Below are 24440 nucleotides of genomic sequence, written 5' to 3' on the forward strand. Positions count from 1 at the left end.
GGCGGTTTCAGAACTCTTTCGCCCGGTCGATCCAGGTTGCGGCGCGCTTTTCGCCTACGCTGGTCCCCTCAGCGACCGCCGCGGCGTCGGCGTTCGCGAGGTCCTCGATGCTGCCGATACCGATCTCTGCGAGTCGCTCGGCGTAGGCCGGGCCGATGCCCCTGATCTCCTCGAGGTCGGCGCCGATGTCGTCCGCGTCGACGGCCACGTCGTCCGTCTCGTCGTCGGCCGCCTCGGCCGGTTCAGCCGCGGTGTCGGTCGGCTCCGCGTCGTCAGTGGTCGCCGCCTCCTCGTCGTCCGATCCGTCCTCGGCCTCGTCATCGGCCGCGGCGTCCGCCTCCTCGTCTTCCGGCTCCGTTTCGGACGCCCCATCCGTCACGTCGGCGTCGCCCTCGTCGTCGACGGCGTCGTCTTCGGTTTCGTCGGCCGATTCTTCCTCGACGTCCTCCTCGTCGGCCGACTCCTCGTCGACCAGCGATCCCGTGGAGGCCGCGGCCTCGCTTCCGGCGGCGGCGGGCTCCGCCCCCTCGTCGTCGGACGTCGTGCCCTCCTCGGTCGCGGGCTCGTTCTCGACGGTCACTTCTGTCTCTGCGCTGTCCCGCTCGGTGTCACCGGTTCCGAACCCGAGCTTCTCTTTGATCTTCTTCAGTAAGGCCATTAATGAACCCTATGCTCGTCGGATATTTAAAAGTCCTCGCCGTCAGACGCTTCCGACCCCCGTAGCTGTCGTCGTTCCTCCTCAACCCGCTCCGGCGGCGCCGGCCTCTCTCCGCTCGCGGCCGGGCCGCCCTCGGGCGAACCGGTCTCGCTGGTTTATAAGTGGTGTCGGTTCATCCGACGGGTATGGACATCCTTAACCCGGTCATGTGGTCGCTCCACGTCGGTTTCGCGATCCTCTGGACCGGCAGCGTGCTGTTCGTCACCCTCGCCGTGCTTCCGCCGGCGCTTCGCGGCGATATCGACGCGGGCGCCCTCGGATCGATCGTCGGTCGGCTCCGGTGGATCACCCGCATCGGTGCGCTCGCCTTCCTCGCCACCGGCGGTCACATGGCCGGGACGCTGTACACGTTCGAGTCGCTCACTGGGACCGGCCGCGGCCACCTCGTGCTGACGATGATCGCGCTCTGGTTCTTGATCACCGGGCTCGTCGAGATCGCGAGCGGGAAGCTGGCCGACGGCCTCGACGCCGGTAAGCTCCGCGCGCCGGCCCGCGACGCGAAGCCGTTTCTCTACGGCGCCGCCGGGCTCTCCGCGGTGCTCGTCGTCATCGCCGGGCTGCTGGCGACGCCTGGCGCTATTTAAGGGCTAACCCGTTCGTTCGACCGATAACTACTCCAACTCGGCCCGCAGCGCCGCGCTCATCTCCTCGACTGGGGCCTCTCGACCGGTCCAGATCTCGAACGCCTCGACGCCCTGGAACAGCAGCATCCACGTCCCGTCGACCGTCGTCGCGCCCGCGTCGGCCGCCTCCCGGAGGAGCCGCGTCTCTATCGGAGCGTACACCGCGTCGAGGACGGCGAGGTCGCCGTGGAGGTGGCTCGCGGGGACCGGCGTCTCCTCGGGGGCCTCCATCCCGACGCTGGTCGCGTTGACCAGCACGTCCGCGCCGGCGACTCGGTCCCCGAGGTCGTCGAGTCCGCCGCCGGTGGCGCCCGGGACGGCCTCGGCCAGCGCGACGGCGCGCTCCGCGGTGCGGTTCGCCACATGGACGTTCGCGCCGGCGTCGGCCAGCGCGAACGCGGCGGCCCGGCCGGCGCCGCCCGCGCCGACGACGACCGCGTCTCTCCCGTCGAGTTCGACGTTGTGGCGCGCGAACGCCCGCGTGACGCCAGCCGCGTCGGTGTTGTAGCCGCGGGGCCGGTCGGCCTCGCCCGCGTGCACCGGACCGAAGTCGATCGTGTTGACCGCGCCGATTCGCTCGGCGAGAGGTGCGGCGTCGACCGCGTCGAGTACGTCTCGCTTGAACGGCACTGTCACGTTGAGTCCGGCCACGCCGAGGTCGGCGGCGCCCGCGACCGCGGCGGTCGCGGCGTCGGCGTCCGGCTCGAAGGTCACGTAGCGCGCGTCGATTCCGAGCGCCTCGTAGCCGGCCTCGTGGAGCGGCGGCGACAGCGAGTGCTCGACCGGGTTCCCGATCAGTCCGTACACGTCCATGGGCGCTCACGCGGACGCGACCGACAAAAGAGGCGCGGTCGACTCGGGAAGACCGCGGGAAGAGGCGCGGTCGACTCGGGAAGACCGCGGGAAGAGGCGCGGTCGACTCGGGAAGACCGCGGGAAGAGGCGCGGTCGACTCGGGAAGACCGCGGGAAGAGGCGCGGTCGACTCGGGAAGACCGCGGGAAGAGGCGCGGTCGACTCGGGAAGACCGCGGGAAGAGGCGCGGTCGGGGTGCGGAGACCGCGCGTCCGAACGCCCTCACTTCCCGTCCGTCTCCCGGTCGGTGTCGATGACGTCCTCCAGCGTCTCCGTCCCCACGTCGCTCGCAAGCTTGACGCCGAGGAGCGAGACGATGATTCCCGCGACGATGAACCCCGCGAGCCCCTGGACAGGGGTCACGCCGACGCCGATCGGGTCGAACGGGTCGATCACCGCCTCCTGCGCGAGGAAGTAGCCGGCGAACCCGCGGACGACGAGCGAGACGGCGACGATGACGAACGGGAGGTTGAGGTAGGGCGTCCGGATCCCCTCGTCGCGGATCAGTTCGTCGAGGAGCCGACCGACGGCCGCCGTCACGCCCGCGACCGCGAACCACGGAACGGCGGCGTAGGTGAATTCCATCGCCCCCACGATCCGCGTCGCGCTATCGAGGTCCGACGCCGACAGCACGCCGAAGAAGCCTCCGACCAACGCGAGTCCGGCGGCGACGACGTAGGTGACGATCGACACCTGACCCGCGTACAGCGCCTCGCGGACCCGCTCCGGCATCCCCGCGACGAACCGGTCGATCGCGAGCCCCTTATAAAGTAGCGCGGCGCCGAGCAGCCCCGCGACGCCGGCGACCGCCTCGGCGGGAGAGAACCAGTAGAACAGCGCCGGCAGCAACAGGAGGGCGACGCCGAACGGCACGAGGATCGTCGAGCGCAGCTGCTCGTCGGCGAGGAACTGTTTGAGCAGGTAGTACGTCGACTCGATGTCGCGGGCCTGTCGGACGACGACGCGGTCGACGGAATCGACCGGGATCCGCGACTCCACGATCGGCAGCACCTGCTCGTCCTCGGCGGAGTCGACGACGACGACCGCGGCGCGCGGGTCGTACCGGTCCACGAGGTCGTCGAGCTGGGACGCGATCGATCGATCGGCGCCGACCGCGGTGTCGCTCTCCGCCGAGACGACGGCGACCACCGACTCCTCACGTTCATCTCGAAGGTCGCGCGCGACCCGCAGCGATTCGAGCAAGCAGTTGACGCTGGCGTCCTCCGGGTCGCTGAGCCCGGCGTCGGTGACGAGCGACCGGACCGCTTCCCAGCCGGCGACCGGCATGGGGACGTTCGTGGCCCGACCGATCGCCCCGGAGCGGTCGATACAGATGACCAGCGTCGTCACGCATCGACTCTCGATCCGCCCGGATAAAAAGCTCCCCGTCGGCGGGCGGATCGCCGGAGTCGGTCCGCTGCCTACCGAAGCTCGACGTCCACGTCGCCGCCCTCGTTCGAGAACACGCTCGCGACCCCGTTGCCGGCGGCGAACGCGACGCGCTCCGCCCCGAGGCCGAGCCGCTCCGCGAGCCCCCGCTCGGGCGTGAACTCGCGAATCTCCGGCTCAGCGTCGATCAGCGTTGCGAGCCGCTCTTCGACGTCATCTTCGGTACCGAGCTCGTCGACGAGACCGATCTCGAGCGCGTCGGTGCCGAGGTACACCCGCGCCTCCGTCTCTCGGATGGCCGCCGGGTCCATGTCGCGCCCCTCGCTGACGGTCTCGACGAACTGCTCGTAGTAGCCGTCGATTATTCCCTGAAGATACTCTCGCTCATCCTCCTCGACCTCGCGGAGCGGGACGCCGGCGTCCTTGTACTCGCCGGCGGTGAACTGCTCGTAGGTGATCCCGAGCTTGTCGGCGAGCCCTGCCGCGTTCGGTCGGGAGCCGACGACGCCGATCGAACCGACGAGGCTCGCGTCGTGCGCCCACAGTTCGTCACAGCCGCTCGCGATCCAGTAGCCACCGGACGCGCAGGTGTCGGTCGCGTGCGCGACCGTCGGGCCGTCGAACTCGACGGCCGCCCGACGGATGTCGTCGCTCGGGAGCACCTCGCCGCCCGGCGTGTTGAGTTCGACGAGGAGCGCGTCGACGTTCTCGTCCTCGTCCGCCGCCTCGATCTGCTCGACGATGGCGTCGGCCGTCGTGCCTCCGGGTCCCGTCAGCGGCGAGGGTCGACCGCTGTTCCGCCGAATCGGTCCGGAGACCCGTACCTTCGCGACGTTGTACTCCTCGCTCTCGCCGAATCGTCCGCGGGTGAGCCGCGAGACGATCCGTCGCCCCGCCACCGTCGCCGTCGCGCCGACCACGGCAGCCGCGAGGAGGGTTCGCCCGTTCGACCGCGTATCGCTTTCCATAGGGCCGATTGGAGGTCTGGCGGTTTATATGCTATCGCTGCGGGGATCGGCGTCGACGTCCGTCGATACGCTGACCTGAGGGTCGGCGGTTGGCACCGGTTCACGTCCCGCGCTCGTCGATCCAGGGTCGTGGCGCCGTCGCTGTGTCGGTCGTATAAAAATGCGCCTCCGGAAAAATCGGTAACCGATCTACAGCAGACCGGTCTTCTGGAGCTTCATCAGGTCCTCGGTGTCGAGCGTCTCGCCCTCCTTGAACTTCTGGTAGATCTCCTCGGCCTCCTCCTTCTCCTCCTCGCGCTTCTCGGCACGCTCGTCCTTGCGCTCGCGCTCCTCTTCCTTGTCGAGCTCGCGCAGGCGCTTCTGGACGCGCACGAAGTCCTCGTGGTGCTGGTCGGCGGCCTCCTGGGCCTCGACGAACAGCTCGTGCATCTCGTCGGCCTCGTCGCGGATGTCGTCGGCCTCGCGGTAGGCCTCGATCATCTGGTTGTGGTGCTCCTGGGCCTTGTCCGCGAGCTCCGTCACCTTCTGGTGGTGCTGGGACGCCTCGGACCGGACCTCCTCGGCCTCCTCGACCAGTTCGTCGAGCTCGCTGGTGTCGTCGACCTTCTCCTTCTTCTCGGCGAGGTTCTCGCGCTTCTCGTCGATCTTCTCGATAAGCTCTCGCTCGTCTTCCGCGTCGAGCACCTCGGTCTGCTGTCGGAACTCGAGGTCTTCGATCTCCTCTTTGAGCTCCTCGATGGACTTGCCGGAGCCGAGCTCCATGTCCTGTTTGAGGTCCTCGACCTCGTCGAACAGCTCGTTGGCGTCGGCGTTGAGCTCGTTCCGCTTGTCCTTGTGCTCTTGAACCTGCTCGTTGAGCTCGTCGCGCTTCTCGCGGTGTTCCTGGGCCTCGTCGACCTTCTCGCGCGTCTTCGCGTTGAGGTCGTCGCGCTTGGAGGCGCGCTCGGAGGCCATCTGGTTCAGCTCGTTGCGTCGGTCTCGTAGCTGACCGGCTCGCTTGATGAGCTGTCCTTTCGACCCGTTCTCGAGGTCGTCCTCGGAAAGGTCCACATTGTCCGCTTCGTCCATCGGTTCGATCTCGTACTGCTCGATGACTTCGTCTTTCGTTACCATTTTTTATCTCTCCATCACCGCTCCGGGGGTAGCAGTCGCTCGCTGTCGTGCGTTGGGCCGTTCACAAGAGCTCCCGTTCATTTCAGCGTGCGATCCCACCAGCGCCGGAGGCGTTCTGGTACCAGATCCTATCACAGGCCGACATATAAATACTTCGGTGATTCGGGCGTAACCCGGTAGCAGGGGCCGTATACCCGCCGATCCGTGCTGAACGGTCACACACCTCTCGCTATTTATGAACCGTCTTCGTCACCCATTCGTTACCCGTCATTCCGAGGGGTCCGTGCGGGAGATACTCTGACGAGTGTCGCGCTATGATGCGTCGCCGAGAACCTCATACGAGAGCACGATCCCGTCGTCGAGCCGCTCCGTGTCGACGAGTTCGAGTCGGGGGAACTCCTCCGTGAACCCCTCGCCGTCGGCGAGTGTCGGCGCGTCGCGGCCGCCGATAACCATCGACCCCACGTAGACGTGGAGCTCGTCGACGACCCCGGCCGCGAAACACGAGTAGATGACCTCGCCGCCCCCCTCGACCATCAGGCGCTCGACGCCGCGGTCGGCCAGTTCGTCGAACCCCGCCGCGAGGTCGACGCGCCCGTTCGCTTCGCCGTCACCTCCCGCGTCGTTCTCACGTCCCGCTCCGCTACCGGCGACAATGACCTCCGCGCCGGCCGCGGTCAATTCCCGGCGGCGCGCCTCGGTGGTCGCGTCCGAGACGAGCAGGTACGTCGTCGCCGCGTCGTCGAGGATCCGGGCGTCGGTCGGCGTCCTCCCTTTCGAGTCGACGACGACGCGCGCGGGGTGTCCGGGGCGTCCGTTCCGCAGGCGCTGGACGCGGCGGTCCTCCTCGTCGAGCGTGAGGTGCGGGTCGTCGGCGAGCACCGTTCCGACGCCCACCAGCACCGCGTCCGCGGCGGCCCTGACGCGGTCGACCCGGTCGAAGTCCTCCGGTCCCGAAATGCGAAGTTGCTCTCGACGCCGCGTGGCGAGTTTCCCGTCGACGCTCTGGGCGGCGTTGACGACGACGTGCATACCCGTGTCTCTCGCGGGCGAGGAATGATCGTTTCGGTCGGCTACTCCGCGTCGCCGACGCCGTTTCGCACCTTGACCGCGACGCCGCTCGCGAACGCCTCGGCCTCCGCGCCCGAGAGCTCCGCGCGACCGACCGCGAACAGCGTGTCGGCCTCGTTGACGACGAGCACCTCATCGCCGGGGCGGATCCCGTCGTCGGCCGCGGTCACGAACTTCGCGAAGGCGTTGCGCCCCTCGCGGACGAACGGTTCGCTCTCCTCGCCGACGACGACCCGGTGCAGCGGCGCGGCGAACGCCTCGCGCAGCCGCCGGCCGCCGGCCACGCCGAGTGTGAAGCGCCCGTCGGTGCCGTACGAGACGAGGCGATCACCCTCTGAGCTGCCGGGGGTGTCGTCCACGTCCCCGACGATCACCTGCCGCGGGCGGCCGCCGCTCGACCGGCGGAGGGTCAGCGGTTCGTCGGGGGGAAACAGGGCGCGGCCCGCCCCGGCGCCGAACTGGTAGTCGGCGCCGGTCCGCAGGTCCGCGAGGGCGTCGGCGTCGGTCATACCCGCACTGTCCCGGCCACGCGCAAAGCCGTTACGAACGGCGTCGGTGCCCGCCAGTCAGAGCTCGACCCGGTCCACGATCGAGTCCGACCCGTCGCCGTTGTTGTGGGTGTTGATCGCGATCGTCCGAATCCGGTCCTCCAGCATCGAGCCCTCGATCTTCGCCTTCAGCAGCGAGTCGACCTGGTAGACGCCCGCGGCGTTGTTCATCCGTATCACGATCTGCACGGGCGTCTTTTCCCCCTTCTGGAGCGAGACGCGCTCGATCGCCTGTGAGGAGACGGTGTTGATCCCGCGGCCGCCCTCCTCGTAGGGGACCCGCGACCGCCCGCGCTCCATGTCGAGTCCGTCGGCGATCCGGACGACCCCGGCTTCCAGCGTGAGCGGCTGCTCCTCGGTGTGGTGACAGAGGATTGCGTGGAGGACCTCCGCCTTCACCCGAACCTGCTCGGCGACGTCGTACAGCAAGGGCAGGAAGCGGTCGAGGAGGTCGGCGGCGAGCGGGATCGAGTAGTACGGGTGGTCGTGGCGGTGGACGACGTGTCCGATGTCGTGGAGCGTCGCCGCGAGCGCGATGATCACCGGCTCGTCGGCCTCGTCGAGCCCCTGTTGGCGAGCGCCGTTAAACTCGACGCCCCCCGCTTTCAGCAGGTCGTACAGCCGGAGCGCTCGGTCTCTGACGATCTCGACGTGTTTCGCGCCGTGATCGTTGTACCCCTTCCGGTCCACGGGGTTGACGTTCTGGGCCTCCAGATACGTGGTGATCTCCTCGTCCGACTCGATCCGCTCGAGGACCTCGTTGAGCCGGCCGTCCGGGAATGTGTGTTCGGCGTCCGGATCGTACTCGTGGCGGTCGGCGTCGGTGTCCGCTTCGAGGTCGACTTCGGGCGGCGCGTCCCCGTCGGTCGGGTCGGATTCGGTGGGATCGGTCGGTGACTCTGCAGGATCGCTCATGAGATCGGTGAAGACGCCTCGGTCAGTTAAAAAGGCGTGCTCCGAGCCGCTGCCGGCGACACCGTCTCCGTCGCCGTCGCAACCTCACCGACGGCCGTCACGGTCCGCGTCTCGGGGGTCGTCTGGTGCCGACGGGGTCCGCGTCCCGCTCTCGCTGGCAGTTTCGACCCGAGACAAAATCTATAAGCGACGGAAGGTCCCATTACAGGTGTGAACCGCTTCGCGTCCCGACGCGGCCCGCTGCTGCCGCCAGCGACGCGACTTTTCTCGAAAAAACGCGCGTGATCCGTCCGTCGGCGGGAGTGGCGACCCCGTCCCGGACGACCCTCGACTCGCGCGCACCGTCCGCTGACCGACGACGCACCCCGATCAACCACCAATGACAGACACCACGACAACGACGCCCTACGGACCGAGAGACGCCGCGAACCGAGAACAGACCGACGAACCCTTCGAGGGGGTGTATCCCGCCATGACGACCCCCTTCACCGACGACGACGAGGTCGACCACGCGCAGTTGGCCGACAACGCCCGCTACCTCGAGCGCGCGGGGGTCGACGGCGTCGTCCCCGTCGGCTCGACCGGCGAGTCGGCGACGATGACCCACGACGAGCACATCGACGTAATCGAGACGGTCCGCGACGCGCTCGACGACATCCCGGTTATCGCTGGCACGGGCTCGAACAACACCGCTGAGGCGCTCTCGCTCTCCGAGCGCGCCGCCGACGCGGGTGCCGACGGCATCCTCCTCATCTCCCCGTACTACAACAAGCCGGAGCCGCAGGGCTTCCTGAACCACTACCGGACCATCGCCGACGCCGTCGACATCCCGCAGATCGTCTACAACGTCCCGAGCAGGACCGGCCAGTCGATCCCCGTCGACGTCACCGTCGAACTCGCGCAACACCCGAACATCCAGGGGTACAAGGCGGCCTCCGGCGACCTCAACCTCATCAGCGAGGTGATAGAGCGCACCCGCGACGAGACGTTCTCCGTGCTCTCCGGCGACGACGGCCTCACGCTTCCGGTGCTCTCAATCGGCGGCACCGGCACCATCAGCGTCGTCGCCAACGTCGAGCCGGAGCGCTCCTGCGCGATGGTCGGCGCCGCACTCTCTGGCGACTACGACCGCGCCCGCGCGCTCCACCACGAGCTCTCGCCGCTCGTTCGCGAACTGTTCGCCGAGACCAACCCCATCCCGGTGAAGGAGGCGATGCACATCCGCGGCCGGGGCGAGCCGTTCGTGCGTTCGCCGCTCTCGCGGCTCTCCGAGGAGCGTCGCGCGTCCCTGCGCGACCTGCTGGCCGAGTACGACGAGGGCGTGCCCGGAACCGTCGATCCGGAGGCGAGTGAGCTGTCGACGGGAGGCGCGGAATGAGCGGCGAGCCGCTCTCCGTCGCCGTCACCGGTGCAGGCGGCCGGATGGGCCGCGAGGTGATCGAGGCCGCCGCCGACCGCGAGGGCGTTGCCGTCACCGTCGCGGTCAACCGCACCGCGACCGAGCCCGTCGCGGGCGTCGAGGTCGCCGACGCTGACCGCCTCGGCGAACTGCTCGCGGCCGAGTCGCCCGACGTCCTCGTCGACTTCACCGGTCCCGAGTCGGCGGTCGCGTACGCCGCGGCCTGCGTCGACGCGGGCGTCCCCTTGGTTACCGGAACCACGGGCTTCGACGACGCCCAACTCGATGACCTCCAAGCTGCGAGCGACGCGGTACCGGTGCTCAAGGCGTCGAACTTCGCACGGGGCGTCGCCGCGCTCCGCCGCGCGGTCCGCGAGGCCGCGGCCGCGCTCCCCGGCTACGACGTGGAGCTAACCGAGACGCACCACAACGGGAAGCGCGACGCTCCCTCCGGCACCGCGAAGTCGATCCTTGACGACGTGGAGTCGGTTCGCGACGACCTCGACCGGCGCGTCCACGGCCGCGAGGGCGACGCGCCGCGCGAGGCCGGCGAAATCGGGGTCCATGCCCGGCGTGCGGGCGACGTCACCGGCGAACACGAGGTGCTCCTCGCCGGGAACCGCGAGACGCTCTCGCTCACGCACCGCGCCGGCGACCGCGGGGTGTTCGCCGAGGGTGCCCTCGATGCGGCCGCGTGGCTCGCCGGCCGCGACCCCGGCCGGTACGGCTTCGACGACGTGCTGGACGCCGGCGGTGACTGACTTGGGAATCCCTGTGTATCGACGAATAAATACCGACACTCATCCAAACACAACGAAATGACGCTCGAATCTGACGTATCCGATCTGTGGGACCGCTATCAGGAGGGACTCACCGCCGCCGACGCGACGAGCGAGGACGCCGAGGTCCTCGAAACGTTCCTCTCCGCGCTGGAGGCCGGCGAGGTCCGCGCCGCCGAGAAGACCGGCGACGACGTGACCACGTGGGAGGCCAACGAGTGGGTCAAGCGGGGTATCCTCCTGAACTTCGGCCTGCGCGAGACGGAGCCCCGCGAGCACGGCGGCGTCACCTACTACGACGTGCTCCCGCTGCGCGACACCGCCGACCTCGCCGAGCGCGGCACGCGCAACACCCCCGACGGCACCGTCATCCGCCGCGGCGCCTACCTCGGGAGCGACTGCATCATGATGAGCCCCTCGTTCGTCAACATGGGCGCATACGTCGGCGACGGCACCCTCGTCGACTCCTGTGACACGGTCGGTTCCTGCGCACAGCTCGGCGAGAACGTCAAGCTCGGCGCCAACACGCTGATCGGCGGCGTCCTCGAACCCGTCGAAGACGCGCCCGTCGTCGTCGAGGACGGCGTCTCCCTCGGCGCCGGCTGCCGGGTCACCTCGGGCTTCCGCGTCGGCGAGAACAGCATCGTCGGCGAAAACACCCTCCTGACGCCGCGTATCCCGGTCTACGACCTCGTGGACGAAGAGGTCATCTACGGCCACCTCCCGGCCAACCGCCGGGCGTTCACCCGGATGGTGGAGTCGTCCGTGGGCGACCACGAACTGTTCGACGGCGGCGCGTACAAGCCGGCCGTGGTCGCGACTCACGTCGAGGAGGACACCTTGGAGGCGACGCGGCGCGAGGACGCCCTCCGCGAATGAGCGGCCCCTCGATCCGACGCGTGAGCGACTGGAATGCCGACGGACTCGCCGCGCTTGCGGCCGAGCACGACACCCCGCTATACGTCCAGGACCTCGACCGGGTGCGCGAGAACTGCGAGCGCCTGCGCGGCGCGTTCCCCGACGCCGACGTCAGATACGCCGTGAAGGCTCACACGGGGCAGGCCGTGCTGCGGGCGGTCCGCGAGGCGGGGCTCGACGCCGAGTGCGCCTCGGCTGGTGAGCTCGACCGCGCGCTCGCAGCCGGCTTCGGCGGTGATCGACTCCACTACACCGCGGTCAACCCGCCGGCCCGCGACCTCGACTACGTCGGCGGCGTCGCCGAGGCGGAGCCAGCCCTCACGGTGACGGTCGGCGCGGTCGACACCTTCGATCGGCTCGCCGAGCGCGGCTACGACGGCCGCGTCTGCGTCCGGGTGAATCCCGGCGTGGGTGCCGGCCACCACGAGAAGGTCCGGACCGGCGGTGCGGCGAAGTTCGGGATCCCGTCCGACCGCGCCGCGGCGGTCGCTCGCGAGGCCACCGAACGCTTCGACGTGGTCGGGATTCACGCCCACGCCGGCTCCGGCATCGACCCGGAGCAACTGGACAGCCACCGCGAGATGGTTGCGCGGATGGGCGATCTGGTCCGGGAGCTGACCGACCCGGACGGCGACGACGCCGTCCCGCTCGACCTCGAATACGTCGACGTCGGCGGTGGCTTCGGTGTTCCCTACGAGGAGGACGAGCCGCCACTCGACCTCTCGGCGGTCGCGGCTGCGACCCGCGAGGCCGTCGCGCCGCTGCCCGCCGGCGTCGACCTCGCGATCGAGCCCGGTCGGTATGTCGTCGCTGACGCGGGCGTCCTCCTGACGCGGGTGAACACGGTGAAGCAGACGCCGGAGGAGCGCGTCGTTGGCGTCGACGCCGGGATGACCGACCTGCTGCGGCCGGCGATGTACGACGCGTACCACCCGATTCTGAATCTCGGCGGCGCGGCCGACGCGCTGTCCCCCGACGAGCGGCAGGCAACCCCTGTCACGGTCGCCGGACCTATCTGTGAGACCGGCGATACACTGTGTAGGAACCGAGCGCTCGCCGACCCGGCACGCGGGGACCTCCTCGCGGTCGGCATTGCGGGCGCCTACGGATACGAAATGGCGAGCCAATACAACTCACGACCGCGGCCGGCGGAGGTCGCGCTCGACGACGGGACAGCGACGGTCGTTCGACGCCGCGAGACGCTAGCGGACCTGACGACGGTCGAACGGGAGGCGGAGACACCGGCCGGACCGACGGGGGGAGACCGATGAGCACCCACGCCGTTCCGGTCGAGAAGTACCACGGCACGGGCAACGACTTCCTCGTCGTCGACGCAAGCGAACAGAACGTCGGCGACCGCGCGGCGTTCGCGCGAGCGCACTGCGACCGCGAGACGGGCGCCGACGGGACCGAGTTCGACGCCGACACCGAGCGCGACAGCGGAACCGAACACGACGGACAGACCGGTCGACGCGGCGCCGACGGCGTCCTCTTTTTAAGTATCGAGAAGCGGTTTGCCCCGACCCGCGTCGTGATGACGCTCGTCCAGCCCGACGGCTCGACCGCGACGATGTGCGGGAACGGCGCTCGCGTCGTCGCCCTGTGGGCCCACGAGCAAACCGGCGACAACGAGTTTATGATCGACACGCAGGCCGGCACGCGACGCGCCTCGGTGAACGCGGACGCGACCGCGGCGACCATCGAGATGGGCGAGCCGACGTTCGACCCGCGCTGGGTCCCGGTCGCCCGCGACGAACCGCTGATCGACGAACCGGTCGCTGGACTGACCGTCACGGCCGTGAACACGGGCGTCCCGCACGCGGTCGCGTTCGTCGACGGCGGCCGCGACGCCCCTGATGGCATCGACACGGTCGACCTCGACGCCGTCGCCCCGCCGGTCCGCAACGCCGACGTCTTCCCTGACGGCGCGAACGTGAACCTCGCCGCGATGGTTGACGACGGAAGCGGCGACGGGCCAGCCGTTTTCGACCAGCGTACCTTCGAGCGCGGCGTCGAGGGCGAGACGCTCTCCTGCGGCACCGGTGCGGTCGCCATCGTCGCCGCCGCGCGTCGGCTCGGCCTGATCGAGGGCGAGTCGGCCGTGAGTCGCCCGCCGGGCGGAGAGCTGGCGATCACGGTGCCCGATGCGGGCCACGCGACGCTGACAGGCCCCGTCGCCCATGAGTTCTCCGGAACGCTGCCCGCCGACCCTCGATGACCGCCCCGTCGTTCGACCCCGTCTCTTTCCTCGAACGCGCCGTACAGACGCCTTCTCACGAGTCAGTCGACGAGATGCGCGACCTCGTCGTGGAGACGCTGGGACGGTTCGACGTCGAGAGCCGGGCCGTCGCCGGGGGCTGCGTGCTCGCAGAGAAACGTTCGCCCGCGCCGGAGGCAGGGCCGCACCTCGTGGCGAACACCCATCTCGACACGGTGAGGCCGCACGTCCCGTTCGAGCGGGGCGAGGCCCGCGAGGACGAGCGCCTTGGGTCAGAGCCGGACGGCGCGCCACCCGCCGACGTGATCCGCGGTCGGGGCGCCTGCGACGCGAAGGGACCGCTCGCGGCATTACTAGCGGGATTCCTCGACGCTGACCCGGAACACGGCCGGCTCACCCTCGCGCTCACGCCCGACGAGGAGACGCTGTCGCTCGGCGCGGCGGCGCTCACCGGTCGCTCGCCGGGGACCGAAGACCGGCTCGACGGCGACCTGTTCCTGGTCGGCGAGCCGACCGGCCTCGACGCCTGCACCGCCGCGAAGGGGAGATTCCAGGGCACCGTCGAGCTGTCGGGGGTCGCCGCTCACGCCGCGGAGTTCGCCGGTGCGAACGCGATTGCGGCCGCCGAGGGCGCGCTCGCGGCGGTCCGAACGTTCGACGACGACGCCGACGAACACCCGCAACTCGGCCCGCCGAAACTCACGCCGACGGTCATCGAGGGCGGCGAGGCGACGAACCAGGTGCCCGCCGACTGCGCGATTACGGTCGACCGGCGGAGCGTCCCGCCGGAGACCGCCGAGGGCTTCCGGTCGTCGCTCGCGGCCGCGGTGCGGGCGCGCACGCCCGACGACGTCGGCGTCGACGTCGCGCTGACCGACCGGGAGTCGCCCTTCTTCGAGGCGTTCTCGACGGACCCCGACCACGAGGTGGTGACGACGGTCACGGACGCGGCCCGAAGGGCGGGCGCGTCGCTCGGACTGCCTGCCGACCGCGGAGGGACCGCCCGACCGTTCGGCGCGGCGACGGAGGCGTCGTACTTCGCGCCGGCGCCGACGGTCGTGTTCGGTCCCGGCGACCTCGCCGACGACGGGGGGGCGGTCGCTCACGCTGAGCGCGAGTACGTTCGCGTGCGCGAGGTGGAGGTCGCCGCCGAAGTGGTCCGTCGGTCGATGACGTCGCTGCTCGGTGATGCGGAGACGTCGAACTAACGTCGCGCTACTGTCGTGCTAACGGAATATGCAACGCTGGCGGACGCCGCTCGCGACGACGAGCGCTTACAGGAGGTACGTCTCTTCGTCCTCGGCGAGGTCGACGAACTCGTCGGCGGCCTCGATCAGTTCGTCGGCGGCGGAGTTGCCGAACCCCATCGCCTCGACGCGGACGCCCTCGTGGCGGAGGTGCGAGCAGAGTCGAGCGAAGTCGCCATCGCCGGTACAGAGCACGACCGTATCGACGTGACTGGCGAGCGAGACGGCGTCGAGGCTCATCCCGAGGTCCCAGTCGGCTTTCTTCGAGCCGTCGGCGAACGTCTTGATCTCCTTGATCTTCGTCTCGAAGCCGATGTCGCGGAGCGCCTCGAAGAAGCTCTCCTCCTCCGGCGAATCGGCGCGGATCACGTACGCGATGGCGCGGACCAGCGCCCGGTCGTTGACCGCGGCCTCCAGCAAGCCGGAGTAGTCGATGTTTTGCGAGTAGAAGCTCTGTGCGGAGTGATACAGGTTCTGCGAGTCGGCGAGCACCGCGACGCGCTGGTGCGGGTGAATCTCGGTCATACCCCGATGTTCACCGGCGTGGCTTAGGGGCTTTGGGATCCCGAGCGACGTCGGTCCGACACGCTCGGGCAGGCGACGGCGTGACGTGGTCGTTCGCTTATAAACTCCACTCGCGTGGGGCGTTTATCTCGGTTCTCCAACCGAATTGGGGCCCGATACGCGTTCCGTCTACCTATCTGAAGCTTTTAGTGAGTACATTCATTGTGTGTCGGTATGTCACAGCGGAAAAACGACGGCGGTAGCAACGGTCGGCGTCTCGGACGTCGACAATGGCTCTCCATGCTCGGCGTCGGCGGCGCGACAGCGCTCGCCGGGTGTTCTGGCGGCGACGGGGGCGACGGAGGCGATGGGAGCGACGGGGACGACACCGGCGGGATGGACGGCGGCGACAGCAGCACCGACACGTCGACGTACTCGACCGCGGTGTCGGCGTCCTTCACGACGCTGAATCCGATCTACAACACGGAGAACGGCGCCGGGAACGCTATCGCCCGCGCGCTCGACCAGGGATACACGTTCGACGAGGAGAACGAGTACGTCCCGCTTCTCTACGACATGTCCACCGAAGACGGCGAGGTGTGGACGTTCGAGATTCGCGAGGGGCTCCAGTTTAGCGACCCGTACGGTGAGGTGACCGCGAGCGACTTCGTCTACCTGATTCAGGAGATTCACCAGAGCAGCTGGGCAAACTCGGCGGCGACGACCAGTTGGCAGGGCGTCACGGTCGAGGAGACCGGCGAGTACGGGTTTCAGGCCACCCTCGAGAGCCCGCAACTCCTCTGGCCCGAGAGCTTCGACCCGCTCCTGTACCCGATTCCGCAGGGGCTCCTCGAACCCTTCGTCGAGGAGCAGGACACCGAGGGCCTCCGGCAGAACGAGGAGCTCCTCGAACTGCAGTTCGCGGGGAATCTCGGACCGTACGTGCTCGACGAGTGGCAGCGCGACGGCGGCACCCAGTACAGCCGCAACGACGACTACTACCTGCAAGATGCCGAGGACCTCCCCGAGGTATTCAACGAGGTGCCGTATTTCGAGGGCGCGGAGATACAGGTGCTCGGCGAGCAGGCCTCCCGGCTCGGCGCGCTGGAAACGGGCGAGGTGGACTCCGCTGCCATCCCGCCGGAGCGCGTCGAGGAGTACCGGAACAACGACGAAATATACGTCAACCGGATCCCGCAGCCGTACAACGAGAAAATCTCGCTCAATATGCGGGATAACGGCTGGACGACCGGCCCGGGAAACATGTTCCGACACAAGGAGTTCCGGCAGGCGATGGCCGCCGCGATCGACAAGCAGAGCCTGATTCAGGGCGTCTTCCGAAATTTCGCGGAGACGCACTTCACGTGGCAGCCCCGCTTCAGTAACTTCTACCCGCCGGAGGAGGACATCCCGCAGTTCGGCGTCGGCGACCAGTACGGGAGCGAGGTCGCTCGTGGCCTCGCGGAGGAGGCCTTCGGACAGTCGGAGTACGACTACGGCTTCGACGGCCAAACGATGGTCGATCCCGACGGCAACCAGGTTCAACTGAGTATCTACCACAGCGCCGGGCAGGAGACCGAGCAGCTGATGGGCGAGTTCATCGCGCAGGAGCTCGGCAACAACCTCGGAATCGACGTGAGCGTCGAGGCCATCGACGGCACCCGCTTCAACAACGAGTACTGGACCACCACCGAGTTCCCGACGCCCGAGCGGAACGAGGACGGCGAGGTCACCAACGTCCCCGACGAGCTCGTCGACACCGTGAACGGCGAGGAGGTCGAGTGGACCGCCCCGACCGCGACGAACCCCGGGCCGCGCAACGTCACGTCCAACGAGGACTGGGACATGGAAATCGTATTCGGCCTGAACACCTATCCGCGGAACCCGTTAACCAACAGCGCGTTCTTCGACGGGCCGACCGCGTTCTACAACCCGGTCGGCTACTACCCCGGCTTCAACGCGGAGGAGCTGTTCGACAACGCGCAGCAGGCGAGTAGCGAGGAGGAACTGGCGGACGCGCTCGTCGAGCTGTTCGCCAACCTCGCGGAGGAACAGCCGTACATCATGCTCGCGTTCCCCGACAGCACGGTCGGCTACCGTGAAGGGCTCGAAGGTCCGATCGAGAACTTCTCGAACGGGTGGAACCTGCCGGCGTGGAGATACGAGTAGTACCCCGCCATAACAGCTCCACGTCATCATCATGGGATTCGGAAAGTACGTCGGCGCACGCGTGCTGTGGGCAGTCGTCGTCTCGCTGATCATCACCACGGTCACGTTCCTCCTGCTCGCGGCCGCGCCAAACCCGGCGATCCGAGAAGCGGCGACGCAGGCCGCACTACAGGGCGGCGATCCGGCGGCCGCGGTCGAGCGCGAGCGCGAGCTACGCGGCCTCAACCAGCCGCTGTCCGTTCGGTATATGGACTTCATCCAGAGCGTCTACACGCTCGACTGGGGCTGGTCGGAGAGCCGTAGCCAGCCCGTCACCGAGGCGCTGCTCCAGGCGCTCTACTACACCGCGCAGTACTCGATCCCGTGGACCGTCCTCACGATAACCCTCGGGCCGCTCGTCGGCGTCTACTCGGCCGCGAACATGTACAGCTGGCGCGACCACGTCGCGACCGGGTTCGCGTTCTTCGGGTACGCGATCCCGAACTTCTTCTTCGGGATCATCCTGCTGTTGATCTTCGGGGTCTGGTTCGAGTGGATACCGATCTCGTACGACACCAGCGTCCCGGTGTTCAGCCTCGAAAACGTGCGACAACTCATCATGCCGGTGTTCGTCCTCGTGACGGGCTCCATCGGCGCGACGATGCGCGTCTCGCGCAACGAATCCGCGGAGTTCCAGAACTCGGACTTCATGAAGACGGCGAAGGCGAAGGGCGTCTCGCCGCTTCGCGCGTACGCCTACCACGTGATGCGGCCGACGCTGGTGCCGCTGTCGACGACGCTCGTCGGCCAGCTGTTGGCGCTGTTCATCGGTTCGTCGCTGCTCGTGGAGGTCGTCTTCGGCATCCCTGGGCTCGGTAGACTGACGTTCAACGCGCTCATCTCGCAGGACACGAACCTCGTGTTGGGGTCGACGCTCGTGTTCACGTTCGTCGCCGTCGTCGGCAACCTGCTGGAGGACCTCGTGTTCACCGTGCTCGATCCGCGAATCAACTACGACGACAGATAACACAATGGCAACGAACAAACCGGAGCAGTTCGACCGTGTCGACTGGAGCGAACTCTCCCAATCTGGACGGTTCGACCTGTCGATAAACTCGATCGGGATGCTGGTGGCGACGCTCCCGCTGGCGCTCCTCTGGCTGTACGACTATCAGTTCGTCGGCGAGCGCGAGGCGACCTTCCAGGCGATCGGACTCAGCAGGAACCTCGACCCGCTGGATTTCGCCTTCGTCTTCACGCTGTTCCTGTTCTTCTTCTACCTGCTCTTGCCGCTGTACCAGCACCCGCGGATGACGCGGTACTACTGGAAGGAGTTCAGACGGAACCGTCCCGCGGTCGTCAGCCTCGGCTGGCTGGGCGTCGTGTTCGTGGGCGGGCTCGTCGGCCCGCTCCTGATCAACGCGCCGGAACAGAGCATCCTCACCGGACACCAACCGCCGGTGTTTCTCTCGATCAACGAGGCGAACGTCGCGACCTGCGTCGGCGACGTGGTGAACGGGCGGTGTCAGGGGACGTGGCAGCACCCGCTCGGGACCACTCGCGGCGGGAAAGACGTGTTCGCCGGCATCGTCTACGGGATGAGGATAAGCATGCAGATCGCCTTCATCACGACGACGATAGTCGCGGCGATCGGCATCACATTCGGCACCGTCAGCGCGTACGCGGGGGGCTGGGTCGACGAGGTCATGATGCGGTTCGTCGACATCATCCTCTCGTTCCCGACGTTCCTGATGTTCCTGCTCATCCTGTACATCTACGGCGCCGGGTTGGGGATGTTCATCCTCGTGTTCTCCGCGTTCGCGTGGGGCGGCACCGCGCGGTACGTGCGCAGCAAGGCGTTGTCCGTCTCCGAGGAGGAGTTCATCAAGGCGACCCGGATCAGCGGCGCGAGCACGTACCGGGTGGTCCGGAAACACGTCGTTCCGAACGTGGCGAGCAGCATCATCACGCAGCTCACGCTGCTCATCCCCGGCTTCCTGCTCGCCGAGGCGCAGCTCGCGTTCCTCGGGATCGGTGACTCGGCGGTCCCCTCGTGGGGACAGCTGATCTCCGCCGGTCGGAGCGACCTCGCGTTCGCCCCGTGGATCGTGCTCGCGCCCGGTATCGTGCTGTTCTTGACCATCCTGGCGTTCAACTTCATCGGCGACGCGCTGCTGGACGCCCTGAACCCCGAAGCGGAGGCGGAGAGCGCATAATGTCTGCCCCACTGCTCGAGGTCGAAGGCCTCACGACGACGTTCAGCACCGACAGCGGAGAGCTCACGGCGGTCGACGGGATCGACTTCTCGGTCGACGAGGGCGAGACCGTCTGTATCGTCGGCGAGTCGGGCTCCGGAAAGACGGTCGCGACGGAGTCGGTGACGCGGATCATCAAGGAGCCGCCGGGCCACGTGGAGGGGTCGGTCCGGTTCCACGGTCACGACCTGCTGGCGATGAGCGAGCCGGAGCTCCGCGAGATCCGCGGGTACGAGATCGCGCATATCTTCCAGAACCCGCAGGAGGCGATGAACCACTGTTACACCGTCGGGTGGCAGATCGTCGAGGCGCTACGGGTCCACCGCGACGTCTCCAAAGAGGAGGCGCGGGCGAAGGCGATAGACCTGATGGATAAGGTCGGGATCGCGAACGCCAGTTCGCGGTTCGACGACTATCCCCACGAGTTCTCCGGCGGCCAGAAACAGCGCGTGATGATCGCGATGGCACTCGTCGGCGACCCGGATCTGCTGATCGCCGACGAACCCACGACGGCGCTCGACGTGACCGTCCAGGCGCAGATCCTCCGGCTTCTCGAAGACCTCCAAGACGAGTTCGACATGGGGATTCTCTTCGTCACGCACGACCTGGGCGTCGTCGCCCAGATCGCCGACCGCATCGTCGTGATGTACGCGGGCAAGGTGATGGAGCGCGGTGACGTCCTCGACATCTTCGAGCGACCCGCACACCCGTACACCCAGCAGCTACTCAACTGCCTGCCCGAGATCGGCGGGAAGAAGGGAGGGATTCCCGGAACGCTCCCCGACCCCCTCGACCCCCCGGACGGGTGCCGGTTCGCCCCGCGTTGTGAGCACGCGGTCGACGCCTGCGTGACCGGCGACCAGCCGGAAGAGATCGAGGTGAACCCGGGACAGCGCGCCTCCTGCGTCCACTACCGCCCCGGCCGCGACGACTCGGTCGTCCGTGGCGGGACTTCGGACGCGAACGCAGACGAGGAAGGGGTGCGCACCGCCGATGACTGAGGAGCCGCTCCTCTCCGTGCGGGACCTCGAAAAGCACTACCCGATCCGGAAGGGGCTGTTGAACCGGCAGGTCGGCGCCGCTCGCGCCGTCGACGGCATCAGCTTCGACATCGCACCCGGGGAGACGCTCGGGCTCGTCGGCGAGTCCGGTTGCGGGAAATCCACCGCCGCGACCTCCATCATCCGACTGGAAGACCCCACGGGCGGCGAAGTGATCTTCAACGGCGGCGGGCGCGCCGGTGCGACTCGAAACCCCGACGGGACGCACCCAAACGACGTGACGCGCTTCGACGACCGCGAGCTGAAGGCGTTCCGGCGCGACGCGCAGATGATCTTCCAGGACCCCTCCTCGAGCTTCGACCCGCGGATGTCGGTCGGGAGCGCGGTCGCGGAGATGCTCCAGATCCACGGGATGTCGGACCGTCACCGACGGCGGGCGATCGTCGAGGATCTGCTCGACCGCGTCGGGCTCTCGCCGGAGGATTACGACCGGTACCCGCACGAGTTCTCCGGCGGTCAGAAACAGCGCATCGCGCTTGCGCGTGCGCTGGTGTTGAACCCGGAGCTCATCGTCGCCGACGAGCCAGTCTCCGCGCTCGACGTCTCGATTCAGGCGGAGATCCTCGACCTCATCTCGGACCTCCAAGCGGAGTTCGACCTCTCGCTGCTGTTCATCAGCCACGACATGTCCGTCATCAGGGAGATATGCGACCGGGTGGCCGTCATGTACCTCGGCGAGATCGTCGAGATCGGGCCGACGGAGCGGATCTTCGCCGACCCGCAGCACCCGTACACGGAGGCGCTGCTCTCGGCGATTCCGACCCCGGATCCCCGCGCGCCAGCCGAGGGGATCGAGCTGTCGGGGACGGTCCCCAGCCCGACGAACCCGCCCTCGGGCTGTCGGTTCCACACCCGCTGTCACAGGGTGATCCAGCCGGACGGCATCGCCCTCGAACAGGAGCGCTGGCGGGGGCTGTTGAACCTCCGCGACGCACTCGCCGCCGAGAGCGTGGACGTCGAACAGATCCGAGAGAACGTCCGCACCGGAAGCGACGCGGACGCCACTTCGGACGCGGTGAAGGGTCAGATTCGCCGGGAGTTCGACCTCGAGGCGGAGGTGTCCGCCGACGATATCGAGTCGCTTCTCGACCGCGCGCTCGACGAGGCGTTGGACGGTGACTTGGAGGGCGCGGCGGCGACGCTCTCAAAGCGGGTGATAACGCCCTGCGAGGAGACGTCGCCGGAGCGAACCAACCACGCCGCCGACCACGAGTCGGCGTGTCTCCTCCACGAGGGAGCGGAGCCGGCGCCGCCGAACCCGGCCGACGACTGACGGGACGCTCTCGCTCGCGGTGTCCGATTTATCAGTCCTCGATCGCCGGAAGCGACACGGGCCGCGGGTCGCCGTCGTTTCTCTCGACGGTCACGGTCGGTTCGCCGTCCGCCGGTCTCTCCCCCGCCAGCACGGCGGTCGCGCCGGTCATGAGCGGCGCGACGACGCCGGCCGCCAGCGCTCGCGGGTTCCCGAGGCCGCCGCGGAGGACGACCCTGTCGCCCGGTTCGAGGTTCCGCTCGTTGGCGACCGACTCGGCCGCAGCGAGGAGTGAGCGATGGGAGATGTCCCCGGCTCCGTCTGGCCCATCCGATTCAGGTCCGCGCAGAACGGGGTCGTCCGGACCCACCGCACTGGGCGGCATACCGGGGTTCTCGCTCCATAGTTCCTGCTCCCAGTGAGTCGTCTCGGGGCGCTCCGGCGGCCCGCCGAACACGGCGAGGCTGGTGCCCGGCGCCGGCTCCGTCGTCGATTCGTCGGCGACGTCGACGAGCACGACACGGTCGCCGCGCTCGATCCCCGCTGCGGGGTCGAACCGGACCGGCGCGCCCAGTCCCGCCGCGCCGAGGAACCCGAGCGTCGTGTGGAACCCGGGTGCCGGATCGACGGCGACAGTCGATCCCTCTCGCGCGCCGAGGTAGCGGAGCACGTTCGCCGCCTTGTACCCGTTGGTGATCAGGTCCCGGTACGTGCGCTCGCGCCCGTCGGGCGTGACGAGCGCGACGTCCCGACTCCGGCGGTCGCGCGCGAGCAGATCGCCGACGACATCCATACCGGCGGCTCGGGGCGGCCGAGACTTAAAAACGAGGAGTCGACCATCGCGCGCCGAGGTCAGGGCGCGCCGGCGATGATCATCTTCGAGCCGTCGGCGGTGAACGCCAAGTCGCGCGTCACGCCGGGATCGATCCGGACGGCGTCGCCGGGGGCGAGTTCGACCGCGTCGCCGTCGACGGTCAGCGTCGCCCCGCCCTGGAGCAGCACGTACACCTCCTCGTGACCAGCGTCGCCGTGGTCGTGTTCCATCCCCTCCCAGCCGGCGTCGGCCTCCACGACGGTCACGCCGAGGTTCTCGCAGTTGAGCGCATCGCGGAGGAAGTACATCCCCGGTGCGCGCGGTTCGACGTCGTCGTAGGCGATGGTGTCGTAGCCCATGAACAACGATACGCGACGCGGGCCGGTAAAACGACGGGTCGGGGAACGCAGGCGTCGTTAGAAGGAGCTCTTCAGTCGCTCGAAGAAGCCGCCGCCGACTTCGATGTCCTCGCCGCCGGCCTCGGCGAACGCCTCCAGCGCCTCGCGCTGCTCCTCGTTGAGCGAGTCCGGTATCACGACGCCGACCTGCACGTAGAGGTCGCCGCGGCCGCGCCGTCGCAGTCGAGGCATCCCCTTTCCTTTGAGTCGGAACGTCTCGCCGCTCTGGGTGCCGGCGGGGATGTCCATCTCCACGGTGCCGTCGACCGTCTCGACCTCGATCGTGTCGCCGAAGACGGCCTGCGGGAAGGATATCGCCTCCTTGACGCGGAGTTCGTCGCCGTCGCGCTCGTACCGCTCGTCCACGTCGACGTCGACCTCGATCAGCAGGTCGCCGTTGGGGCCGCCGTTCTCGCCGGGGGCGCCCTCGCGCTCCATCCGGAGACTCTGCCCGGAGCGAATCCCGGCCGGAATCTCCACGGAGAGCGTCGCCTCCTCTCGGACGACGCCGTCGCCGCCGCAGTCGGCGCAGTCCTCGCTGTACAGTTCTCCCTCGCCCTCGCACCGGGGACACGTCGAGGTCTGCTGAACCCGACCGAGCGGCGTCTGTTGAACCTGCTGGACCTGTCCGCGACCGTCACACTGCGGACAGGTCTCCACGTCGGCGTCAGCCGGGTGGCCCGCACCGTCGCAGGTGTCGCAGGTGGTCGGTCGGGTGAGCGTGACCTCTTTGGTCGCTCCCTCGAAGGCCTCTTCGAGGTCGATCGTGAGTCCGGTGCGGAGGTCCCGGCCCTGCCGCGGTCGGTTGTCGGGGCCGCCGCGACCCCCGCCACCGCCGCCGAAGAACTGGTTGAAGATGTCCTCGAAGCCGCCCGCGCCGCCTGCGCCGCCCGCGCCTCCGAAGGGCCCGCCCGCGCCGCCGGGGCCGCCGCCCGTCGCGCCGCGCTTGTCGGCCTCGGTAAAGCGGTCGTGACCGAGCTGGTCGTACTGGCGGCGCTTCTCCTCGTCGGTGAGCACCTCCTTGGCCTTCTGTATATTCTTGAACCGCTCCTCGGCGTCGTCGTCGTCGCTGACGTCGGGGTGGTGTTCGGCGGCCTGCTTGCGGTACGCCTTTTTGATCTCCTCCTCGCTGGCGTCCCGTGACACGCCGAGGACGTCGTAGAAATTTTCGCTCATGCGTTACGTTCGTTGTTGGGTCGTTCGTGGCTGGGTCGTGTTAAGCGACGCGTCTAAGCGGCGACGAGGTCGG

The 24440-nt window shown here is 68.4% G+C and carries 24 protein-coding genes; 12 read left to right on the forward strand and 12 right to left on the reverse strand.

The annotated features are described in order from the left end of the window. Positions 1-7: 7 nt before the first annotated feature. On the reverse strand, positions 8-658 hold the full coding sequence (locus ACNS84_RS00710) for a helix-hairpin-helix domain-containing protein (protein ID WP_435072935.1): 651 nt from the start codon (positions 656-658) through the stop codon (positions 8-10). Between the two features lie 185 nt (positions 659-843). On the opposite strand from ACNS84_RS00710, the gene ACNS84_RS00715 reads away from it, so the two are divergent. Continuing rightward, the gene (locus ACNS84_RS00715; RefSeq protein WP_435072936.1) at positions 844-1302 is read left to right on the forward strand and encodes a transporter; all 459 of its coding nucleotides are present in this window, start codon (positions 844-846) and stop codon (positions 1300-1302) included. Between the two features lie 27 nt (positions 1303-1329). On the opposite strand, the gene ACNS84_RS00720 is transcribed toward ACNS84_RS00715, so the two are convergent. The 7 genes from ACNS84_RS00720 to ACNS84_RS00750 all read right to left on the reverse strand — a co-directional run bounded on the left by ACNS84_RS00720 (position 1330) and on the right by ACNS84_RS00750 (position 8198). Beyond that, a complete protein-coding gene (locus ACNS84_RS00720) occupies positions 1330-2154 on the reverse strand; it encodes a shikimate dehydrogenase (protein WP_435072937.1) in 825 nt (274 codons plus the stop codon). Positions 2155-2416: 262 nt separating this feature from the next. Then, positions 2417-3544, reverse strand: coding sequence for a DUF373 family protein (locus tag ACNS84_RS00725; RefSeq protein ID WP_435072938.1), 1128 nt, complete (start codon positions 3542-3544; stop codon positions 2417-2419). Positions 3545-3615: 71 nt separating this feature from the next. After that, positions 3616-4551: a signal peptide peptidase SppA gene (gene sppA, locus ACNS84_RS00730; RefSeq protein WP_435072939.1), complete on the reverse strand. Its 936-nt coding sequence runs from the start codon at positions 4549-4551 to the stop codon at positions 3616-3618. Positions 4552-4740: 189 nt separating this feature from the next. Further along, positions 4741-5664 (reverse strand): coiled-coil protein, encoded by a 924-nt coding sequence (locus tag ACNS84_RS00735; protein ID WP_435072940.1) that lies wholly within the window; start codon positions 5662-5664, stop codon positions 4741-4743. Between the two features lie 312 nt (positions 5665-5976). After that, positions 5977-6696 (reverse strand): 2,5-diamino-6-(ribosylamino)-4(3H)-pyrimidinone 5'-phosphate reductase, encoded by a 720-nt coding sequence (locus ACNS84_RS00740; protein ID WP_435072941.1) that lies wholly within the window; start codon positions 6694-6696, stop codon positions 5977-5979. 41 nt (positions 6697-6737) lie between these two features. Beyond that, positions 6738-7244 carry a PUA domain-containing protein gene (locus tag ACNS84_RS00745; protein WP_435072942.1) on the reverse strand — a complete coding sequence of 169 codons (507 nt, stop codon included), beginning with the start codon at positions 7242-7244 and terminating at the stop codon, positions 6738-6740. 57 nt (positions 7245-7301) lie between these two features. Continuing rightward, a complete protein-coding gene (locus ACNS84_RS00750; protein ID WP_435072943.1) occupies positions 7302-8198 on the reverse strand; it encodes an HD domain-containing protein in 897 nt (298 codons plus the stop codon). Between the two features lie 379 nt (positions 8199-8577). Here ACNS84_RS00750 and dapA point away from each other — a divergent pair, with 379 nt between their 5' ends. The 6 genes from dapA to ACNS84_RS00780 are packed head-to-tail and all read left to right on the forward strand — an operon-like array spanning position 8578 to position 14720. Next, positions 8578-9576: a 4-hydroxy-tetrahydrodipicolinate synthase gene (dapA, locus tag ACNS84_RS00755; protein WP_435072944.1), complete on the forward strand. Its 999-nt coding sequence runs from the start codon at positions 8578-8580 to the stop codon at positions 9574-9576. Next, positions 9573-10358 (forward strand): 4-hydroxy-tetrahydrodipicolinate reductase, encoded by a 786-nt coding sequence (gene dapB / locus ACNS84_RS00760; RefSeq protein WP_435072945.1) that lies wholly within the window; start codon positions 9573-9575, stop codon positions 10356-10358. The genes dapA and dapB overlap by 4 nt, the downstream gene beginning before the upstream one ends. Before the next feature lie 57 nt (positions 10359-10415). Then, a complete protein-coding gene (locus tag ACNS84_RS00765) occupies positions 10416-11255 on the forward strand; it encodes a 2,3,4,5-tetrahydropyridine-2,6-dicarboxylate N-succinyltransferase (RefSeq protein ID WP_435072946.1) in 840 nt (279 codons plus the stop codon). After that, positions 11252-12565, forward strand: coding sequence for a diaminopimelate decarboxylase (gene lysA / locus ACNS84_RS00770; RefSeq protein ID WP_435072947.1), 1314 nt, complete (start codon positions 11252-11254; stop codon positions 12563-12565). The genes ACNS84_RS00765 and lysA overlap by 4 nt, the downstream gene beginning before the upstream one ends. Beyond that, a complete protein-coding gene (gene dapF, locus ACNS84_RS00775) occupies positions 12562-13512 on the forward strand; it encodes a diaminopimelate epimerase (protein WP_435072948.1) in 951 nt (316 codons plus the stop codon). The genes lysA and dapF overlap by 4 nt, the downstream gene beginning before the upstream one ends. Next, complete coding sequence (locus ACNS84_RS00780; protein WP_435072949.1) at positions 13509-14720, forward strand: M20/M25/M40 family metallo-hydrolase; 1212 nt, start codon at positions 13509-13511, stop codon at positions 14718-14720. Before dapF ends, ACNS84_RS00780 begins: the two co-directional genes overlap by 4 nt. Before the next feature lie 66 nt (positions 14721-14786). On the opposite strand, the gene ACNS84_RS00785 is transcribed toward ACNS84_RS00780, so the two are convergent. Beyond that, positions 14787-15284, reverse strand: coding sequence for a LabA-like NYN domain-containing protein (locus ACNS84_RS00785; protein WP_435072950.1), 498 nt, complete (start codon positions 15282-15284; stop codon positions 14787-14789). Between the two features lie 213 nt (positions 15285-15497). Here ACNS84_RS00785 and ACNS84_RS00790 point away from each other — a divergent pair, with 213 nt between their 5' ends. The 5 genes from ACNS84_RS00790 to ACNS84_RS00810 are packed head-to-tail and all read left to right on the forward strand — an operon-like array spanning position 15498 to position 22000. After that, complete coding sequence (locus tag ACNS84_RS00790; protein WP_435072951.1) at positions 15498-17432, forward strand: ABC transporter substrate-binding protein; 1935 nt, start codon at positions 15498-15500, stop codon at positions 17430-17432. 31 nt (positions 17433-17463) lie between these two features. Beyond that, positions 17464-18438: an ABC transporter permease gene (locus ACNS84_RS00795; protein WP_435072952.1), complete on the forward strand. Its 975-nt coding sequence runs from the start codon at positions 17464-17466 to the stop codon at positions 18436-18438. Between the two features lie 4 nt (positions 18439-18442). After that, complete coding sequence (locus tag ACNS84_RS00800; RefSeq protein WP_435072953.1) at positions 18443-19627, forward strand: ABC transporter permease; 1185 nt, start codon at positions 18443-18445, stop codon at positions 19625-19627. Further along, complete coding sequence (locus ACNS84_RS00805; RefSeq protein ID WP_435072954.1) at positions 19627-20667, forward strand: ABC transporter ATP-binding protein; 1041 nt, start codon at positions 19627-19629, stop codon at positions 20665-20667. Before ACNS84_RS00800 ends, ACNS84_RS00805 begins: the two co-directional genes overlap by 1 nt. After that, entirely contained in the window at positions 20660-22000 is a 1341-nt protein-coding gene (locus tag ACNS84_RS00810) for an ABC transporter ATP-binding protein (RefSeq protein WP_435072955.1), read from the forward strand. The genes ACNS84_RS00805 and ACNS84_RS00810 overlap by 8 nt, the downstream gene beginning before the upstream one ends. 31 nt (positions 22001-22031) lie before the next feature. Here the strand turns inward: ACNS84_RS00810 and ACNS84_RS00815 are convergent, their stop codons facing one another. Genes ACNS84_RS00815 through dnaJ form a run of 3 tightly spaced genes read right to left on the reverse strand, consistent with a single transcriptional unit; the run spans position 22032 to position 24367 of the window. Further along, positions 22032-22772 (reverse strand): acyl-CoA synthetase family protein, encoded by a 741-nt coding sequence (locus ACNS84_RS00815; RefSeq protein ID WP_435072956.1) that lies wholly within the window; start codon positions 22770-22772, stop codon positions 22032-22034. 59 nt (positions 22773-22831) lie between these two features. Next, positions 22832-23152: a cupin domain-containing protein gene (locus ACNS84_RS00820; protein ID WP_435072957.1), complete on the reverse strand. Its 321-nt coding sequence runs from the start codon at positions 23150-23152 to the stop codon at positions 22832-22834. Positions 23153-23209: 57 nt separating this feature from the next. After that, positions 23210-24367, reverse strand: a complete 1158-nt coding sequence (gene dnaJ, locus ACNS84_RS00825; protein ID WP_435072958.1) for a molecular chaperone DnaJ — start codon at positions 24365-24367, stop codon at positions 23210-23212. Positions 24368-24440: the final 73 nt, after the last annotated feature.

It is taken from the genome of Halorubrum wangae (assembly GCF_051194135.1).
In the GTDB taxonomy this organism is placed as follows: domain Archaea; phylum Halobacteriota; class Halobacteria; order Halobacteriales; family Haloferacaceae; genus Halorubrum.